Raw genomic sequence first — 16,325 nt, forward strand, 5'->3', positions numbered from 1 at the left:
CCGCGGCCGCCCGGCCATATCAGTGCACGCACTGGCATCTGTCGAATGAGGAACGAATGTCCACTACATCGGACCCCGCCGTCACCCGGCGCATCCCCTTCTCCTTCGAGTTGTATCCGCCCAAGTCGGATGCCGCCGCTGCGGCTCTCGACACGACAATCGAGCATCTCGCGGCCGCCGGACCCGACTTCCTCTCCGTCACCTACGGGGCCAACGGATCATCCCGTCGCTCGTCGCTCGACGTGCTCAGCCGCATCCTGCGCACCACGAACGTCGAGGCCATGGCCCACCTCACCTGCGTGGGCTCCACCCACGAGGAGGCTAATCGGCTGATCCGGGAGTTCCTCGACGCGGGGGTGCGTAGTTTCCTCGCCCTGCGCGGCGACCCCCCGGCGGGGACAAAGGAGGGCGACGCGTTCCTGGGGGACTTCGGCAGCGCCGCCGAACTCGTGCAGCTCATCCATCGGGTGCAGGCCGAGCGGTCGCCTTACCGGGAGTCGATCATTCCCGGTATCCCCGCCGCCCGCGCGGTCAAGGCCGGGCGCGACAAGGTGCGCATCACCGTGGCGGCGTTCCCGAACGGGCACCCGCGCTCACGCTCCTCGACGCAGGACATCGACACCCTGCTCGCCAAGCAGGCCGCGGGCGCGAACCTCGGTATCACGCAGCTCTTCTTCCACGCCGATCACTACCTGAGCTTCGCCCAGCGGGCGAGGGAGGCCGGCGTTCTCTTTCCGATCCTGCCCGGCATCATGCCGGTGACCAGCCCTGCTCGCCTCCGCCGGATCGTCGAGCTGTCCGGTGAACAGCTTCCCGCCGATCTGTCGATATCACTCGAAGTCGAGCCGACGAAGGAGGGTCAGCGTGAGATCGGCATCCGTCACGCCGTGGATCTCGCCGACCAGGTGATCAAGGGCGGCGCTCCCGGCCTCCACCTCTACGCCTTCAACCAACACGAGACCGTGCTCGAGGTACTCGACGGTTGCGGGCTGCTCAGTGCGCCCACGGAAGTCCCGACGCGCGGGTAACCCGGTCTCGGCGGCGGCGCAGTCCCGGCCGTCACCCGTGCACTCCTTCCTTCCTTCCTTCCCTTCCTTCCCTCCCTTCCCTCCCTTCCTTCCGAACGCCCCGCATACGCCTCGGAGATACCGGCGCGCCGAAACTGCGCCGGCGCCGGCAGGCATCGAACCGAACAGCCCTGCGTCATCCGCCCCATATCCGCAAAGGAATCACCATGACCTCTCCCACCCCATTCCCCACCGGCACCATCCTCGGCTACCCGAGGATCGGACCCCGCCGCCAGCTCAAGAAGGCCGTCGAATCGTTCTGGGCCGGCACAACCACCGCCGCAGAACTTGAGGACACCGCCGTGGCACTCCGCCAGGCCACCCGGGAACGCCTGGTCGAGCTCGGTCTCCACGCCGGCGACTCGTCGATCCCCGGATCGTTCTCGTTCTACGACCAGGTGCTCGACGCCCTGTGCACCGTCGGGGCGGTGCCCACCCGCTACGCCTCGCTGGTGGACTCCGAAGGCAGCATCGATCTCGCCGGGTACTTCACGCTCGCCCGCGGGGAGGGCGACAATCTGCCGTTGGAGATGACGAAGTGGTTCGACTCCAACTATCACTACCTCGTGCCCGAGATCGGCCCGGAAACCGTTTTCTCTCTCTCCAGCGACCGCATCGTGCGGGAATTCGCCGAGGCGAAGGCGGCCGGCTACATCACCCGACCGGTGATCGTCGGCCCCGTCACGTTCCTCCTGCTGAGCAAGGCCAGCGACGAGGCACCCACCGGGTTCTCCCCGCTGGAGCGCCTCGACGACCTGCTCCCGGTATACGCCGCACTGTTGGGACGCCTCGCCGACGCGGGAGCAGAATGGGTTCAGTTGGACGAGCCGGCCCTGGTCAGCGAGAGCCTCGACGCGCCGAGGGAGGACGCCCTCGCCGCGCTGGAACGGGCCTATGCCTCACTCGGTGCCCTCGACACCCGGCCGGCCATCTTCGTCGCGGCGCCCTACGGCAGTCTCGACGACGCGCTGCCGGTGCTCGCCCTAACCCGGGTCGATGCCATCGGGCTCGACCTCGTGCGGGGCGACGTGCCGCACGCGACCCCCGGACTCGCGGCGAAGACCCTCGTCGCCGGGGTGATCGACGGCCACAACATCTGGCGCGGCGACCTGGCCGGCGCGTTCGACGTGGCGCAGCGCCTCTCCGGCCTGGCCGGGCGGGTGACCGTTTCCACCTCCACCTCCCTGCTCCACGTCCCGCACAATGTGGACGACGAGACCAGGCTCGACGAGCACCTCGCGGGGTGGCTTGCCTTCGCCGACCAGAAGGTCGGCCAGGTGGCAACCCTGGCTCGCGGCCTCACCGAGGGCCGCGCCGCCATTGCGGCCGAACTGGCGGCGGCAGCGGATGCGCGGGACGCCCGCCGCGCCGCTCCGGGCGTGCGAGATGGGTCCGTGCGTGCCCGCGCCGCCACACTGACCGAAGCCGACTACAGCCGCGGCGACTACCAGGCGCGGCTCCACGCCCAGGCCTGCGCGCTGGACCTGCCTCTGCTGCCGACAACGACCATCGGATCCTTCCCGCAGACCGGGGACATCCGTCGCGCCAGGGCCCGGCATCTGACCGGTGCGCTCACCGATGAGGACTACCGCCGCCTGATGGAGGCGGAGATCGCCCGGGTCGTCGCGCTGCAGGAGGAAATCGGACTCGACGTGCTCGTTCACGGTGAACCGGAACGCAACGACATGGTGCAGTACTTCGCCGAGCAGCTCGACGGCTTCGCGGTCACCGAGAACGGCTGGGTGCAGTCCTACGGCAGCAGATGCACGCGCCCGTCGATTCTCTGGGGTGATGTGTCCCGGCCGCGCCCGATCACCGTGGCCTGGTCCACGTACACCCAGGGATTGACCCGCAAGCCGGTCAAGGGCATGCTCACGGGGCCGGTCACGATCCTGGCCTGGTCGTTCGTACGTGACGACCAGCCTCTGGCGGACACTGCGACGCAGGTCGCCCTCGCCCTCCGGGACGAGATCACCGATCTCGAGGCCGCAGGCATCCGAATCGTCCAGGTCGACGAGCCGGCTCTGCGCGAACTCCTGCCGCTCAAGACGAAGGACCACGCCGACTACCTCGACTGGTCGGTCGGCTCATTCCGGCTTGCGACGGCCGGGGCGAACGACGCCACCCAGATCCACACCCACCTCTGCTACTCCGAGTTCGGGGTCGTGATCGACGCCATCCGCAATCTCGACGCGGATGTCACGAGCATCGAGGCCGTGCGCTCCCGGATGGAGGTCGTCGCCGACATCGAGGCCGGCGGGTTCGACCACGGCATCGGCCCGGGCGTCTACGACATCCACTCGCCGCGCGTGCCGAGCATCGGCGAAATCACCGACCTGCTCGACCGCGCCCTGGAGTCGATTCCCGAGCGACAGGTCTGGGTCAACCCGGACTGCGGCTTAAAGACCAGGGGATACACCGAGACGGTCGAGTCCCTGCACAACATGGTGGCCGCCACCAGCGCCGTACGCGAGCGCATCGGCGCGGTCGTCCCCGCGTAGCCGACGGCATACGGAACGGCCCTGTCGGAATGCCGACAGGGCCGTTCCCTGCACCACAGCTATCGGCGCGGGGCGCTGAGGCGCGGGGCGCTGAGGCGCAGAGCACTGAGGCCTGGGGCGGTCAGACCGATCGGAGCACCGCCACGATCTTGCCCAGGATTTCGGCATGGTCGCCGACGATGGGTTCGAAATTAGTGTTGCGCGGGAGCAGCCAGGTGTGGCCGTCGCGCTGGCGGAAGACCTTGACCGTCGCCTCGCCATCGAGCATGGCCGCGACGATCTCGCCGTTCTCGGCCGTCTTCTGCTGCCGGACGACGACCCAGTCGCCGTCGCAGATTGCGGCGTCGATCATTGACTCGCCGACGACCTTGAGCATGAACAGCTCGCCCTTGCCCACCAGCTGGCGGGGGAGCGGGAAGATCTCGTCAATCTGCTGGTCGGCCATGATCGGCACGCCGGCCGCGATCCGGCCGACCAGCGGCACCATGGCCGCGTCGCCGACCTGAACCCCCGACTGATAGCTTTCCGCACCGCCGGCAGGGACATCTTCCGGGGACCGCGGAATTTCGATCAGCACCTCGAGCGCCCGGGGCCGGTTCGGGTCGCGACGAAGGTACCCGCTCAGCTCGAGCTGGTTGAGCTGATGGGTGACGCTCGAGAGCGACGAGAGACCGACCGCGTCGCCGATCTCACGCATGCTCGGCGGATAGCCGCGCTGGCTCACCGAGCGCTGGATCACATCGAGGATCGCGAGCTGCTTCTCGCTCAGGCTCTTGCGGCGCCTGGTGCCGCCCTTGTCGCGGGGACCGCTGGTGTCCTGCGTCACGATGTCGCTCCTCGTCTCGGTGAACCGGGTCATCTGGCGGTCAAAACCGCCGTCAAACCCGAATGTCGGTGGTGTCTGGTTGATTGACACCAGACAATCGAAACTGTATCCATCTCGGGTCCGATAAACAAACATTCATTCGAGTGTGTCGTGATCTTTTTTGGGATTCTACGGATTTATCTCTTGATTGTTCGAAGAATCGAATATACATTCGGAACATAGGTTCGCATCCGGCTCTCCCGGCCGAGGGTCGGATGCGTTTTTACACAGGAGGTTCGACATGAGCACTGCACTCGGAATGACTGCATTCGGCGGAACGACCGTCATCGGCACGAACACGATCGGCGACCGCGCCGGCATCGACACGCACTCCGGCCGCACCAGACTCCATCTCACCCGGCGCGGGCGCGTCGTCTTCACGACGCTGGCGGCAATCCCGATCGCCGCCGTCGCCCTGGCCCTCGCCCTCAACGGCGGGATCGCCGCGGCCGAGGGGGCCAACATCGGGGCACACCTGGGGGCGAACACCGTCGCCGGCGTCGCCACCGCCTTCGACTACGTCACCATCCGGTCGGGCCAGTCCCTCTGGCAGTTGGCCGAGACCATCGCCCCCACCTCCGACCCTCGTGACGTGATCGCCGAGATCGTGAGCCTGAACCAGCTGCCCTCGGAGAACGTCCAGCCCGGTCAGCGTCTGGCTCTCCCGAACACGTTCTGAAGCCAGCGACTTGACGCCGCCGGGCCACAGGGTCTGATTGGGTCCCCGGGCCTGAGCCACCGCGGCTGAGGGGGAACGCCCCAGTCTCCGCCGGTAACATGGGGGAAGTGACCAGTCTCAACGACCTGCCCCTCCGCGATAATCTGCGCGGACTCACCCCCTATGGAGCGCCGCAGCTGCACGTTCCGGTTGCTCTCAACGTGAATGAGAACACGCACGGCATCCCCGAAGCCGTGGCCGGGGACATCGCGGCCGCGCTGGCCGAAGCCATTCGCACGATCAACCGGTATCCCGACCGTGAGTTCACCGAACTGCGGGAGTCCCTCGCCCGCTACCTCGGTCACGGGCTGACCAGGGAGAACATTTGGGCCGCGAACGGTTCCAACGAGGTGTTGCAGCAGGTGCTGCAGGCCTTCGGTGGCCCGGGACGGTCGGTCCTCGGCTTCGCGCCGACCTACTCGATGTATTCCCTCCTCGCCTCCGGCACCGGAACCCGCTGGGTCGCCGGTACCAGAGACGCCGACTTCGAGCTGACTCCCGCGACCGCCAAGGCGTGGGTCGACGAGGTGACACCCGACCTCGTCTTCCTCTGCTCCCCGAACAACCCCACCGGAACGCCGCTCTCACTCGACACGATCGCGGCCGTCTACGACGCGACCGACGGGATCGTCGTCGTCGACGAGGCCTATGCCGAATTCGGCCCGGCCGACACGCCGAGCGCGCTCACGCTGCTGCCCGGACGTGAACGGCTCCTGGTCTCCCGCACCATGAGCAAGGCGTTCGCTTTCGCCGGCGCGCGCGTGGGCTACCTTGCCGGGGATCCGGCGGTGACGGATGCCCTCCGCCTGGTGCGCCTGCCGTACCACCTGTCCGCGCTCACCCAGGCGGCGGCCGTCGCTGCACTGGCGCACACCCCCGAGATGCTCGCCATGGTCGACGATATTCGTGGCCAGCGCGACCGTCTGGTCACGCAGTTGACTGCCCTCGGCTACCGCCCGTTGCGCAGCGCGAGCAACTTCGTGCTCTTCGGCGGAGTGGAGGACCCCCGGGGCACCTTCGAAGCGCTGCTGGCCGAGGGCATCCTCGTGCGCGACGTCGGGATCCCCGGGCACCTGCGCGTCACGGCGGGCACGGAGGCGGAGACGAGTGCCTTCCTCACGGCGCTGGCGGGGCTCGCGCAGCACTGAGCCGCCCGGCCCAATAAACTGTTGGATATGAGCCTGCCTCCCACTACCTCCTCGCCCCGCGTCGCCCACCTGGAGCGCGAGACCAGCGAGTCGAGCATCGAGCTGACGCTCAACCTCGACGGCACGGGAGTCTCCGACATCCAGACCTCCGTCCCGTTCTATGACCACCTGCTCACGGCGTTCGCCAAGCACTCGTTGACCGACCTCACCGTGCGCGCCCGCGGCGACATTGAAATCGATGTTCACCACACGGTGGAGGACATCGGTATCGTGCTCGGTCAGGCGATCCGCCAGGCCCTCGGCGACAAATCAGGCATCTCCCGTTACGGCGACGCTCTCGTGCCGCTTGACGAGGCCCTCGTTCAGGCCGTCGTCGATATCTCCGGCCGCCCATACCTGGTGCACCTCGGCGAGCCGGCCGGTTTCGAATTCCACCTGATCGGTGGACACTTCACCGGCTCGATGGTGCGCCACGTCTTCGAGGCGATCACCTTCAACGCCGGCCTGACCGTGCACATCACCGTTCAGGGCGGCCGGGACCCGCACCACATCGCCGAGGCCGAGTTCAAGGCATTCGCGCGCGCCTTCCGTCAGGCGAAGGCGTTCGACCCCCTCGTCTCCGGCATCCCGTCGACGAAGGGCGCGTTGTGAGCCGAATCGTCGTCTTCGACTACGGCACCGGCAACGTTCACTCGGCCGTCAAGGCCCTCGAGCTCGCCGGTGCGGACGTCACCCTCACCAGCGACCGCACGGTGGCCCTCGAAGCCGACGGACTGGTCGTTCCGGGCGTCGGCGCGTTCAGCGCGGTCATGGCCGCGTTGAAGGCGGTGCATGGGGACGAGATCGTCGATCGCCGAATCGCCGGTGGGCGTCCTGTCCTCGGCATCTGCGTGGGCATGCAGGTTCTTTTCGAACACGGCGTGGAACGCGGTGTCGACACGGAGGGCCTGGGCGAATGGCCGGGCACCGTCACCCGCCTCGACGCGCCGATCCTGCCGCACATGGGGTGGAACACGGTCACGCCCGACGAGAGCTCGGTCTTGTTCCGGGGGATCGAAGAGGAACGGTTCTACTTCGTGCACTCCTACGCGGCGCAAGAGTGGACCCTCGACGTCATGCCGCCGTTCCCGAAGCCTCGGCTGACCTGGGCCGAGCACGGTGTCCCGTTCCTGGCCGCGATTGAGAACGGCCCGCTGTCGGCCACACAATTCCACCCGGAGAAGTCCGGTGAGGCGGGCATCCGTCTGCTCTCCAACTGGCTTGGGTCGCTCCGCGACTAGCCTCGCCATTGTCTGCACCGGACGCCGCCACACGCCCACCCCGAACTGAGGACCCCCATGACTGAGCTTTCCCCCACCCCGCGTCTCGTTCTCCTGCCCGCCGTCGACGTGGCCGGGGGCAAGGCCGTGCGTCTGACCCAGGGCGAGGCCGGCACCGAGACCAACTACGGCGACCCGGTCGACGCGGCCCTCGACTGGGCCCGCCAGGGCGCCGAGTGGATCCACCTCGTCGACCTGGACGCGGCGTTCGGCCGCGGCAACAACACCGAGGTGATCCGCAACGTGATCCGCGAGGTGACCGGGGTGCGGATCGAACTCTCCGGCGGCATCCGTGACGACGCGTCTCTCGCGGCAGCCCTCGGAGCAGGCGTCAGCAGGATCAACCTCGGCACCGCGGCGCTCGAAGACCCGGAGTGGGCCGCTCGGGTGATCGCGGAGCACGGCGACGCCGTGGCGGTCGGACTGGACGTGCGGGGGACGACCCTCGCGGCCCGAGGCTGGACGAAGGACGGCGGCGACCTGTGGCAGGTCCTCGCCCGACTCGAAGACGCCGGTTGCGCGCGCTACGTCGTCACCGACGTCACCAAGGACGGCACCCTGCAGGGCCCGAACATCGAGCTTCTCCGCCAGGTGATGGAGCGCACGGACCGACCGGTCGTGGCATCCGGCGGCATCTCCAGCCTCGCCGACATCGCCGCGCTCCGCGAGCTCGTCCCGCTCGGCCTCGAGGGCACGATCGTGGGCAAGGCGCTCTACGCGGGCGCATTCACCCTGGGCGAGGCGCTGGATGTCGCCGGCGCGTAACCTCGGCTCCACCGGCGAACCGGCCGGACCCACAGACTCGGCCGGACAGCCGTGGGCCGGCCGGGAATTCCTGGCGAACGTCCACGACGACGATGACGGTTCCGCCCCCGCCTCACTCCTCGCCGCACTGGTGCGCTTCCGGGACCGCGAGGCGGGGGAGGAGAGCGTCGTCGACGCCATCCGCAGCTCACGACTGCTCATCCCGCTGCTGACCGCCCTCGGCGACGCCGGCGTCGGACCGACCGGGCTGGTCATCGACAAGACCCAGGAACTTTCGATCATCACCGTGGCGGGCCCGGACGGCCGGAGCGTGTTGCCCGTGTTCTCCTCCGCCGCTGCGATGCGGTCGTGGAACCCGGAGGCCCGGCCGGTGCCCTCGGACGGCGTGCGGGTCGCGCTGGCCGCCGCACAGGAGAACACCGACCTCGTCGTGCTCGACCCCACCGCCGAGACCGAATTCGTCATCCGGCGCCCCGCCCTCTGGGCCATCGCCCAGTCCAAGCCGTGGACGCCGAGCTACGCGAGCCGGCAGGTTGCGGATGCCTTCGCCTCGTCAATCGCCACCGAGCTGTCGGTGCTCGGCATCGACCTGACCGCGGGAGACACGGAGGCCAGGCTGGCCGGCCCCGAACTGATCGTGCGCCTGATCCTGGTCGACGGACTCACCCAGGTCGAGCTGGACGCCACACTCGCCAGGCTCGCCGCCCGCTGGTCCGCCAGCGACGTCATCGCCACCCAGGTGGATTCGCTCCGGGTGCAGCTCAGCGGGTCCGCTTAGGCTTCCGAGAAAAGGGCACGTGTCGCAGGTTTCGGGGAGGATAGTGCCATGACCGAGGTGCTTGAACGCTTCTCACCGGCCACTCGCGCGTGGTTCGGTGAGGCGTTCACGGCGCCCACCCCGGCCCAGCTCGGCGCCTGGGACGCCATCAGCCGCGGCTCGCACGCGCTCGTGGTGGCTCCAACCGGCTCGGGGAAGACCCTCGCCGCGTTCCTCTGGGCGATCGACCGGCTCGCCTCTGGCGCCGAGGGTCCCGACCGGGCCGGGCCGGGGTCGCCCGCGCCCAGAGTTCCCACGACCACCGTGCTCTACATCTCGCCGCTGAAGGCGCTCGGCGTCGACGTGGAGCGCAACCTGCGTGCCCCGCTCGTCGGGATCACCCAGGCGGCGCTTCGCCTCGGGCTCGAGCCACCCCAGGTCACCGTCGGCGTGCGCTCCGGCGACACCCCGGCCGCCGAGCGGCGGCGCCTCGTCAAGGCGCCGCCCGACATTCTGATCACCACGCCCGAGTCACTGTTTCTCATGCTCACTTCCGCCGCGCGCGAATCCCTGCGCGGCATCGACACGGTGATCATCGACGAGGTGCACGCTGTGGCCGCCAGTAAGCGTGGCGCACACCTCGCCCTCTCGCTCGAGCGGCTCGACGACCTGCTCGCCACCCCGGCGCAGCGGATCGGGCTGTCGGCCACCGTGCGTCCGGCCTCGGAGGTGGCGCGTTTCCTCGGCGGTGCCGCGGCCGTCGAGATCGTCTCGCCCGAAGCCGGCAAACGGTTCGACCTGCGCGTGGTGGTTCCCGTCGACGACATGAGCCAGGTCGGCCCGGTCGAACCGAGGGAGGGCCAGGCTGCCGCCTCCGCACCGCAGACCGGGTCGATCTGGCCGCACGTGGAGGAGGCGATCGTCGACGAGGTGCTCGCGCACTCGTCCTCGATCGTGTTCGCCAACTCCCGGCGGCTGGCCGAGCGCCTCACCGCGCGCTTCAACGAGATCTACACCGCGCGCCTGCAGGACGCCGAGGCGACTCCCGAGCCCGGCGGCGACGCGCCGGCACCGGATGCCCGACCGACCGAGCGGGCGGCGTCGCGCCCGCCGGCCGAACTCATGGGCGGCAGCGGCCAGAGCGAGGGGGCGGAACCCGTGCTGGCCCGTGCCCACCACGGTTCGGTCAGTCACGACCAACGGGCCATGATCGAGGACGATCTCAAGAGCGGGCGGCTCCGGTGCGTCGTGGCCACCTCCAGTCTGGAGCTCGGCATCGACATGGGTGCCGTCGACCTGGTCGTGCAGGTCGAGTCCCCGCCGTCGGTCGCCAGCGGGCTGCAACGCATCGGCCGGGCCGGCCACCAGGTCGGCGAGATCTCCCGCGGCGTGATCTACCCCAAGCATCGCGCCGACCTCATCCACGCGGCGGTCGCCGCCGAACGGATGGTCGCCGGCCTGATCGAGTCCCTGGCCGTGCCGGCCAACCCGCTCGACATCCTCGCCCAGCAGACCGTGGCGGTCACGGCGCTCGAGCCGGTGCAGGTGGAGGACTGGTTCGACTCTGTTCGCCGGAGCGCGCCGTTCCACACCCTGCCGCGCTCCGCGTTCGAGGCGACTCTCGACCTGCTGGCGGGGCGTTACCCGTCCGACCAGTTCGCCGAGCTCCGGCCGCGGATCGTCTGGGACCGGGAAGCCGGTACCCTCACCGGGCGCCCCGGCGCCCAACGGCTCGCCGTGACGAGCGGCGGCACCATCCCCGACCGCGGCCTCTTCGGTGTGTTCATGGTCGGCGGTGACCAGATCGGCGGGAGGCGGGTCGGCGAACTCGACGAGGAGATGGTCTACGAGTCCCGCGTCGGCGATGTGTTCGCCCTCGGTGCGACCAGCTGGCGGATCCAGGAGATCACCCACGACCGCGTCCTCGTTGTTCCCGCGTTCGGCGAACCAGGTCGGCTGCCGTTCTGGAAGGGCGACGGACTGGGCCGCCCCGCCGAGCTCGGCGAGGCGATCGGGGCGTTCATCCGGGAGGTCTCCGCGCTTCCGGCCGCAGAGGCCGCGGCCCGCTGTTCCGCGGGTGGCCTCGACGACCGGGCGGTGGCAAATTTGCTGTCCTTCCTGGCCGACCAGCGTGCCGCGACCAGTCACCTGCCGACCGACCGCACCCTCGTCGTCGAGAGGTTCCGCGACGAGCTCGGCGACTGGCGGGTCGTGATGCATTCCCCTTTCGGCATGAAGGTGCACGCTCCTTGGGCCCTGGCGGTCGCGGCACGGGTGCGGGAACGCTACGGCCTCGACGGTGGCTGCGTCGCCAGCGACGACGGTATCGTCGCGCGCATCCCCGACACCGACTCCGAACCCCCCGACGCCGCCCTCTTCGTCTTCGACCCCGACGAGCTTGAGCAGCTCGTCACCGACGAGGTCGGCGGTTCCGCCCTGTTCGCCTCGCGTTTCCGGGAGTGCGCCGCGCGGGCGCTCCTCCTCCCGCGCTACAACCCGGGCACCCGGTCGCCGCTCTGGCAGCAGCGGCAGAAGGCGTCGCAACTGCTCGAGGTGGCGCGAACATACCCGACCTTCCCGATCATCCTCGAGACCGTGCGCGAGTGCCTGCAGGACGTCTACGACCTGCCCGCCCTGATCGGACTGGCCAGGCGGATCGCCGACCGCACCCTGCGCCTGGTCGAGGTGCACACGGATACCGCCAGCCCGTTCGCGAGCACGCTCCTCTTCGGCTACGTGGCGGCCTTCATGTACGAGGGTGATTCCCCGCTCGCCGAGCGGCGGGCCACCGCCCTGTCGATCGACTCCGGACTGCTCGCCGAGCTTCTCGGCCGGGTCGAGCTGCGGGAATTGCTCGATCCGGCGGTGATCGAGGCGACCGATGCCGAGCTGCAACGGCTCACCGACGACCGCAAGGCCAGGGGGGTCGAGGGAATCGCCGATCTGCTCCGCGGCCTCGGCCCGCTGACCCGGACCGAGATCGCCGCCCGCCTCACCGCCGGACACGGGCCGGGCACCGGCACCGGTACCGACACCGACACCGGTACCGACACCGACACCGGTACCGACACCGACACCGGTACCGACACCGACACCGAGCCCGACACCGGTCAGGTGCCGGGTGGAACCCCGACGCTCAACGCCGATGCCGGGCTGCTCGAGCTGGTCGCCGCCAGACGGGTGCTCCGGGTGAGCTACGCCGGGCGGGACTGGTGGGCCGGGATCGAGGACGCAAGCCGGCTGCGGGACGCCCTCGGCGTGCCCATCCCCATCGGGGTGCCCGCCGCGTTCACCGAGCCGGTGCCCGACCCGCTCGGCGACCTCGTCAGCCGGTATGCCCGCACCCACGGCCCGTTCACGACCATGGACGTGGCCGAGCGTTTCGGGCTGGGGTCGGCCGTCGTACTCGGGGCCCTCCGCCGCCTCGCCGGGGCGCGTCGGGTGGTCGAGGGCGAGTTCCGTCCGAACGAAAGCGGCAGCGAGTGGTGCGACGCCGAGGTGCTTCGGCGGCTGCGCCGACGATCGCTCGCCGCGCTCCGGCACGAGGTCGAACCCGTCGACCAGATCACGGTCGGGCGGTTCCTGCCGGTCTGGCAACACGTCGGCGGCCGGCTCCGCGGGATCGACGGCGTCGCATCCGTGATCGAGCAGCTCGAGGGGGCTCGGATCCCCGCCTCCGCCTGGGAATCCCTCGTACTGCCTGCCCGGGTCGCCGACTACCGCCCGGCGATGCTCGACGAACTCACCAACTCAGGAGAGGTGCTCTGGTCAGGGGCAGGCACCCTCGCCGGCAACGACGGCTGGATCAGCCTGCACCTGACCGAGACGGCGCCGCTCACCCTGCCGGCGCCATCCCCGTTCGAGACGAGCCCGCTACAGCAGGAGATCCTCGCGACGCTCGGCGGCGGGGGAGGGTTCTTTTTCCGCCAGCTCGCCGATGCCGTCGGTAGCCAGGATGACACCGCGCTCACCCTGGCGTTGTGGGAGCTGGTCTGGGCCGGGCTCGTCGGAAACGACACCTTCGCGCCGGTGCGCTCGCTCATCGCCGGCGGGCACACCGCGCACAGCACCCGCCGGCCGGCCCCACGCGCCCGATTGCACGGTGGCCGCATCCTGGCCAGGCCGACTCTGCCGCAGCGTGGCGGACCGCCGACCGTGTCCGGCCGCTGGTCGATCGTGCCCGTCGCCGACGACTCGCCCACCCGGCGTGCGCACGCGCTCGGCGAGACTCTGCTCGAACGCTACGGAGTGGTGACCCGCGGTGCCGTGGCCGGTGAAGGGGTGACCGGTGGGTTTTCGCTTGTCTACCGCACCCTGCGCGGTTTCGAGGAGGTCGGCCGGTGCCGGCGCGGCTACTTCATCGAGGGCCTCGGCGCTGCGCAGTTCGCCACGGTCGGTACGATCGACCGGCTGCGCTCGTTCGTCGAGCTCGGTCGCGGGTCCGGGGCGCCCGCCGAGCCGGTGGCCGTCACCCTGGCGGCCACCGACCCCGCCAACCCCTACGGCGCCGTGCTGCCCTGGCCTGCCCTGCCGGAGGGCACCAGTCACCGCCCGGGGCGCAAGGCCGGCGCCCTTGTGGTGATCGTCGACGGTGTCCTCGTGCTCTACATCGAGCGCGGCGGCAAGTCCGTTCTCGCCTTCGCCGCCGGCGATACGGGCGCGATCGGCGACGCTGTCCTCGCGGCCGCGGCACAGTCCGTGGCCCGCACGGTCGCCGCCGGTCGTGTCGTCAAGCTCGGCGTCGAATCCGTCAACGGGGTCTTCGTGATCGGCACCCCGGCCGGTCACGCGCTGCAGGCCGCGGGGTTCGACGTCACCCCGAGGGGACTCAAGCTCCGTGCCTGAGGGTGACACCGTCTACCGAGCCGCCCGCACCCTCGACGCGGCTCTTGCCGGTGCCCGGCTCACCGGGTGCGACCTCCGCGTGCCCCGGTACGCCACCGTTGACCTTTCCGGCGAGACGGTGCACGAGGTGGCCAGCCGGGGCAAGCACCTGCTGATCCGGGTGGGGGAGGCCAGCATCCATTCGCACCTGAAGATGGAGGGGGCCTGGCAGCTTTCCCGGCCGGGGACCGCCTGGCGCCGCCCGGCGTTCCGGGCCCGCGCCGTGCTGGCGACGGCGGAATGGGTGGCCGTGGGCTTCGACCTCGGGCTGCTCGAGGTGCTTCCACTGGCAGAAGAGTCCGCGAGGCTCGACTATCTGGGCCCCGACCTGCTCGGGCCAGACTGGGACGCCGCCGAGGCGGTGCGCCGAATCAGATCCAGGCCGGAGCGCGCGGTCGCCGTGGCGCTCGCCGACCAGTCCAACCTGGCGGGGCTCGGCAACGAATACGTCAACGAGCTGTGCTTCCTGCGCGGACTGCTGCCGACCCGACCGGTAGGCGAGGTGCCGGATGTCCCGGCGCTGGTGGCCCTGGCGCGCCGCCTGATCTTCTTCAACCGTGACCGCACGGATCGGGTCACCACCGGCGACACCCGCCGTGGCGCGCGGAGCTGGGTCTTCGGCCGCGACGGCCTGCCCTGCCGGCGCTGCGGCACCCGCATCGAGCGCGGCCGGCTCGGCCGATCCGAGCTCGAGCTCCGCGACACCTTCTGGTGCCCGCACTGCCAGACCTAACCTCCAGCCACCTCGCCGAACTGTGAGTTGTGCACCCATTTCCGGCTGAAAAGCGTGCCGAACTCACAGTTCGGCGGACCGCGCCGGGAAGGCTGGGGCAGGAAGGGGGAGGGGGCAGGAGGGGAGGGTTAGTTGACCGGGCCGGTGAATTTCTCGCCCGGGCCCTGGCCGATGGGGTCGGGGATGGACGAGGCCTCACGGAAGGCGAGTTGCAGCGAACGCAGGCCGTCGCGCAGGCTGCGGGCGTGCATATCGGAGATGTCCGGGGCCGCCGCCGTGATCAGGCCGGCCAGAGCTGTGATGAGCTTGCGCGCCTCGTCGAGGTCGGTCTGCGTCGCCGGGTCGTCGGCAAGGCCCACCTTGACCGCGGCCGCGCTCATCAGGTGCACTGACGCGGTCGTGATGATCTCTACCGCGGCCACATCGGCGATATCCCGGGTGGCTTGAAGTGCTTCCTGCTCGTTGCTATCCGTCACTGAATTCCTCTGTTAGACTCGTCCGGGCTCCGAGATGCAAATCTCGGTACGAAAGTGGATAATCTCCCACCCGCGCATACCGCTTCATAAAGGTTACCGGGTTGTTTACACTCCGCCGTCGCGGCGCTGGATTCCAGTTCGCGAAGGTAGACAGGGTGTCGTATGTGATGTTCGAACGAATGTTGTTCGAATCCGGATACGCGATTTTCCTCTCTTCGTCTGCGGGCGACATCCGTCGTCAGTTGCAGCCACGATGCATGAGAAGAGGAGAGACGCATCAGCGATCCCCGTACAAATGACCGTATTCGCGTCCCCGAAGTCCGTCTCGTTGGTCCCAACGGCGAACAGGTCGGGGTTGTGGCCATCGACGTTGCGCTGCGCCTTGCACAGGAAGCAGATCTCGACCTCGTCGAGGTCGCGCCCACCTCCAAGCCGCCGGTTGCCAAGATCATGGACTACGGCAAGTTCAAGTACGAGGCTGCGCAGAAGGCCAAGGAGGCCAGGCGCAACCAGGCGAACACCATCCTCAAAGAGGTTCGGTTCCGTCTCAAGATTGATAAGCACGACTACGAAACCAAGCGCAAGCGCGCCGAAGGCTTCCTGAAGGCCGGCGACAAGGTCAAGGCCATGATTCTGTTCCGTGGCCGTGAGCAGTCCCGTCCAGACCAGGGTGTACGTCTGCTTCAAAAATTTGCCGAGGATGTCCAAGAGTTCGGTTCCGTGGAATCGACTCCGATGATCGACGGTCGAAACATGGTCATGGTCATTGGACCTCTGAAAAACAAGTCAGAGGCCAAGGCGGAGGCTAACGCACACAAGGCTGCCGACAAGGCAGAAAAAGTTGCCGATAAGGCTGACAAGGTTGCCGATAAGGCAGCGAAACTGGAGGAAAAAGATGCCTAAGATGAAGACCCACTCCGGGACGAAGAAGCGCTTCAAGGTGACTGGTTCCGGCAAGATCATGAAGCAGCAGGCCGGCCTGCGACACAACCTCGAGGTCAAGAGCACTCAGCGTAAGTCTCGCCTCAACCAGGACCAGGTATTGGCCAAGGCCGACATCAAGGTCATCAAGAAGCTTCTCGGTCGCTAGAC

Annotated in this window: 14 protein-coding genes; 12 read left to right on the top strand and 2 right to left on the bottom strand. The window is 68.9% G+C overall.

Features of this window, described 5'->3' with window-relative positions:
* Nucleotides 1–56: 56 nt before the first annotated feature.
* Both QMG61_RS09685 and metE read left to right on the top strand, forming a co-directional pair.
* Nucleotides 57–1,028, top strand: a complete 972-nt coding sequence (locus tag QMG61_RS09685) for a methylenetetrahydrofolate reductase (protein WP_283494139.1) — start codon at nt 57–59, stop codon at nt 1,026–1,028.
* Nucleotides 1,029–1,234: 206 nt separating this feature from the next.
* Nucleotides 1,235–3,568, top strand: coding sequence for a 5-methyltetrahydropteroyltriglutamate--homocysteine S-methyltransferase (metE, locus tag QMG61_RS09690; RefSeq protein WP_283494140.1), 2,334 nt, complete (start codon nt 1,235–1,237; stop codon nt 3,566–3,568).
* A 121-nt stretch (nt 3,569–3,689) separates the two neighbouring features.
* On the opposite strand, the gene lexA is transcribed toward metE, so the two are convergent.
* Nucleotides 3,690–4,427 carry a transcriptional repressor LexA gene (gene lexA / locus QMG61_RS09695; RefSeq protein WP_283494169.1) on the bottom strand — a complete coding sequence of 246 codons (738 nt, stop codon included), beginning with the start codon at nt 4,425–4,427 and terminating at the stop codon, nt 3,690–3,692.
* Nucleotides 4,428–4,674: 247 nt separating this feature from the next.
* Between lexA and QMG61_RS09700 the strand changes: the two genes are divergently transcribed.
* The 8 genes from QMG61_RS09700 (at nt 4,675) to QMG61_RS09735 (ending at nt 14,757) form a co-directional block, all read left to right on the top strand.
* Nucleotides 4,675–5,112 (top strand): LysM peptidoglycan-binding domain-containing protein, encoded by a 438-nt coding sequence (locus QMG61_RS09700; RefSeq protein WP_283494141.1) that lies wholly within the window; start codon nt 4,675–4,677, stop codon nt 5,110–5,112.
* Nucleotides 5,113–5,210: 98 nt separating this feature from the next.
* Complete coding sequence (locus QMG61_RS09705) at nt 5,211–6,299, top strand: histidinol-phosphate transaminase (protein ID WP_283494142.1); 1,089 nt, start codon at nt 5,211–5,213, stop codon at nt 6,297–6,299.
* 27 nt (nt 6,300–6,326) lie between these two features.
* Nucleotides 6,327–6,950 (top strand): imidazoleglycerol-phosphate dehydratase HisB, encoded by a 624-nt coding sequence (gene hisB, locus QMG61_RS09710; RefSeq protein WP_283494143.1) that lies wholly within the window; start codon nt 6,327–6,329, stop codon nt 6,948–6,950.
* Nucleotides 6,947–7,579: an imidazole glycerol phosphate synthase subunit HisH gene (gene hisH / locus QMG61_RS09715; protein ID WP_283494144.1), complete on the top strand. Its 633-nt coding sequence runs from the start codon at nt 6,947–6,949 to the stop codon at nt 7,577–7,579. Before hisB ends, hisH begins: the two co-directional genes overlap by 4 nt.
* A gap of 57 nt (nt 7,580–7,636) precedes the next feature.
* Nucleotides 7,637–8,383 (top strand): bifunctional 1-(5-phosphoribosyl)-5-((5-phosphoribosylamino)methylideneamino)imidazole-4-carboxamide isomerase/phosphoribosylanthranilate isomerase PriA, encoded by a 747-nt coding sequence (gene priA, locus QMG61_RS09720; RefSeq protein ID WP_283494145.1) that lies wholly within the window; start codon nt 7,637–7,639, stop codon nt 8,381–8,383.
* Nucleotides 8,367–9,161 (top strand): SseB family protein, encoded by a 795-nt coding sequence (locus tag QMG61_RS09725; protein ID WP_283494146.1) that lies wholly within the window; start codon nt 8,367–8,369, stop codon nt 9,159–9,161. Before priA ends, QMG61_RS09725 begins: the two co-directional genes overlap by 17 nt.
* A 48-nt stretch (nt 9,162–9,209) precedes the next feature.
* Complete coding sequence (locus QMG61_RS09730; protein ID WP_283494147.1) at nt 9,210–13,985, top strand: Lhr family ATP-dependent helicase; 4,776 nt, start codon at nt 9,210–9,212, stop codon at nt 13,983–13,985.
* Nucleotides 13,978–14,757, top strand: coding sequence for a DNA-formamidopyrimidine glycosylase family protein (locus QMG61_RS09735; RefSeq protein WP_283494148.1), 780 nt, complete (start codon nt 13,978–13,980; stop codon nt 14,755–14,757). The genes QMG61_RS09730 and QMG61_RS09735 overlap by 8 nt, the downstream gene beginning before the upstream one ends.
* A gap of 128 nt (nt 14,758–14,885) precedes the next feature.
* Here the strand turns inward: QMG61_RS09735 and QMG61_RS09740 are convergent, their stop codons facing one another.
* Complete coding sequence (locus tag QMG61_RS09740) at nt 14,886–15,233, bottom strand: DUF1844 domain-containing protein (RefSeq protein ID WP_283494149.1); 348 nt, start codon at nt 15,231–15,233, stop codon at nt 14,886–14,888.
* A gap of 276 nt (nt 15,234–15,509) precedes the next feature.
* Here QMG61_RS09740 and infC point away from each other — a divergent pair, with 276 nt between their 5' ends.
* Complete coding sequence (gene infC, locus QMG61_RS09745; RefSeq protein WP_283494170.1) at nt 15,510–16,136, top strand: translation initiation factor IF-3; 627 nt, start codon at nt 15,510–15,512, stop codon at nt 16,134–16,136.
* The gene (gene rpmI / locus QMG61_RS09750) at nt 16,129–16,323 is read left to right on the top strand and encodes a 50S ribosomal protein L35 (protein WP_134364955.1); all 195 of its coding nucleotides are present in this window, start codon (nt 16,129–16,131) and stop codon (nt 16,321–16,323) included. The genes infC and rpmI overlap by 8 nt, the downstream gene beginning before the upstream one ends.
* Nucleotides 16,324–16,325 lie beyond the last annotated feature (2 nt).

Source organism: Cryobacterium sp. PH31-AA6 (assembly GCF_030063195.1).
GTDB lineage: Bacteria > Actinomycetota > Actinomycetes > Actinomycetales > Microbacteriaceae > Cryobacterium.

Coding starts and splice junctions, on each gene's coding strand:
- metE (WP_283494140.1), top strand. CDS start 1,235: ATGACCTCTCCCACCCCATTCCCCACCGGCACCATCCTCGGCTACCCG.
- QMG61_RS09730 (WP_283494147.1), top strand. CDS start 9,210: ATGACCGAGGTGCTTGAACGCTTCTCACCGGCCACTCGCGCGTGGTTC.
- lexA (WP_283494169.1), bottom strand. CDS start 4,427: ATGACCCGGTTCACCGAGACGAGGAGCGACATCGTGACGCAGGACACC.
- QMG61_RS09685 (WP_283494139.1), top strand. CDS start 57: ATGTCCACTACATCGGACCCCGCCGTCACCCGGCGCATCCCCTTCTCC.
- hisB (WP_283494143.1), top strand. CDS start 6,327: ATGAGCCTGCCTCCCACTACCTCCTCGCCCCGCGTCGCCCACCTGGAG.
- priA (WP_283494145.1), top strand. CDS start 7,637: ATGACTGAGCTTTCCCCCACCCCGCGTCTCGTTCTCCTGCCCGCCGTC.
- QMG61_RS09725 (WP_283494146.1), top strand. CDS start 8,367: ATGTCGCCGGCGCGTAACCTCGGCTCCACCGGCGAACCGGCCGGACCC.
- QMG61_RS09700 (WP_283494141.1), top strand. CDS start 4,675: ATGAGCACTGCACTCGGAATGACTGCATTCGGCGGAACGACCGTCATC.
- QMG61_RS09705 (WP_283494142.1), top strand. CDS start 5,211: ATGGGGGAAGTGACCAGTCTCAACGACCTGCCCCTCCGCGATAATCTG.
- rpmI (WP_134364955.1), top strand. CDS start 16,129: ATGCCTAAGATGAAGACCCACTCCGGGACGAAGAAGCGCTTCAAGGTG.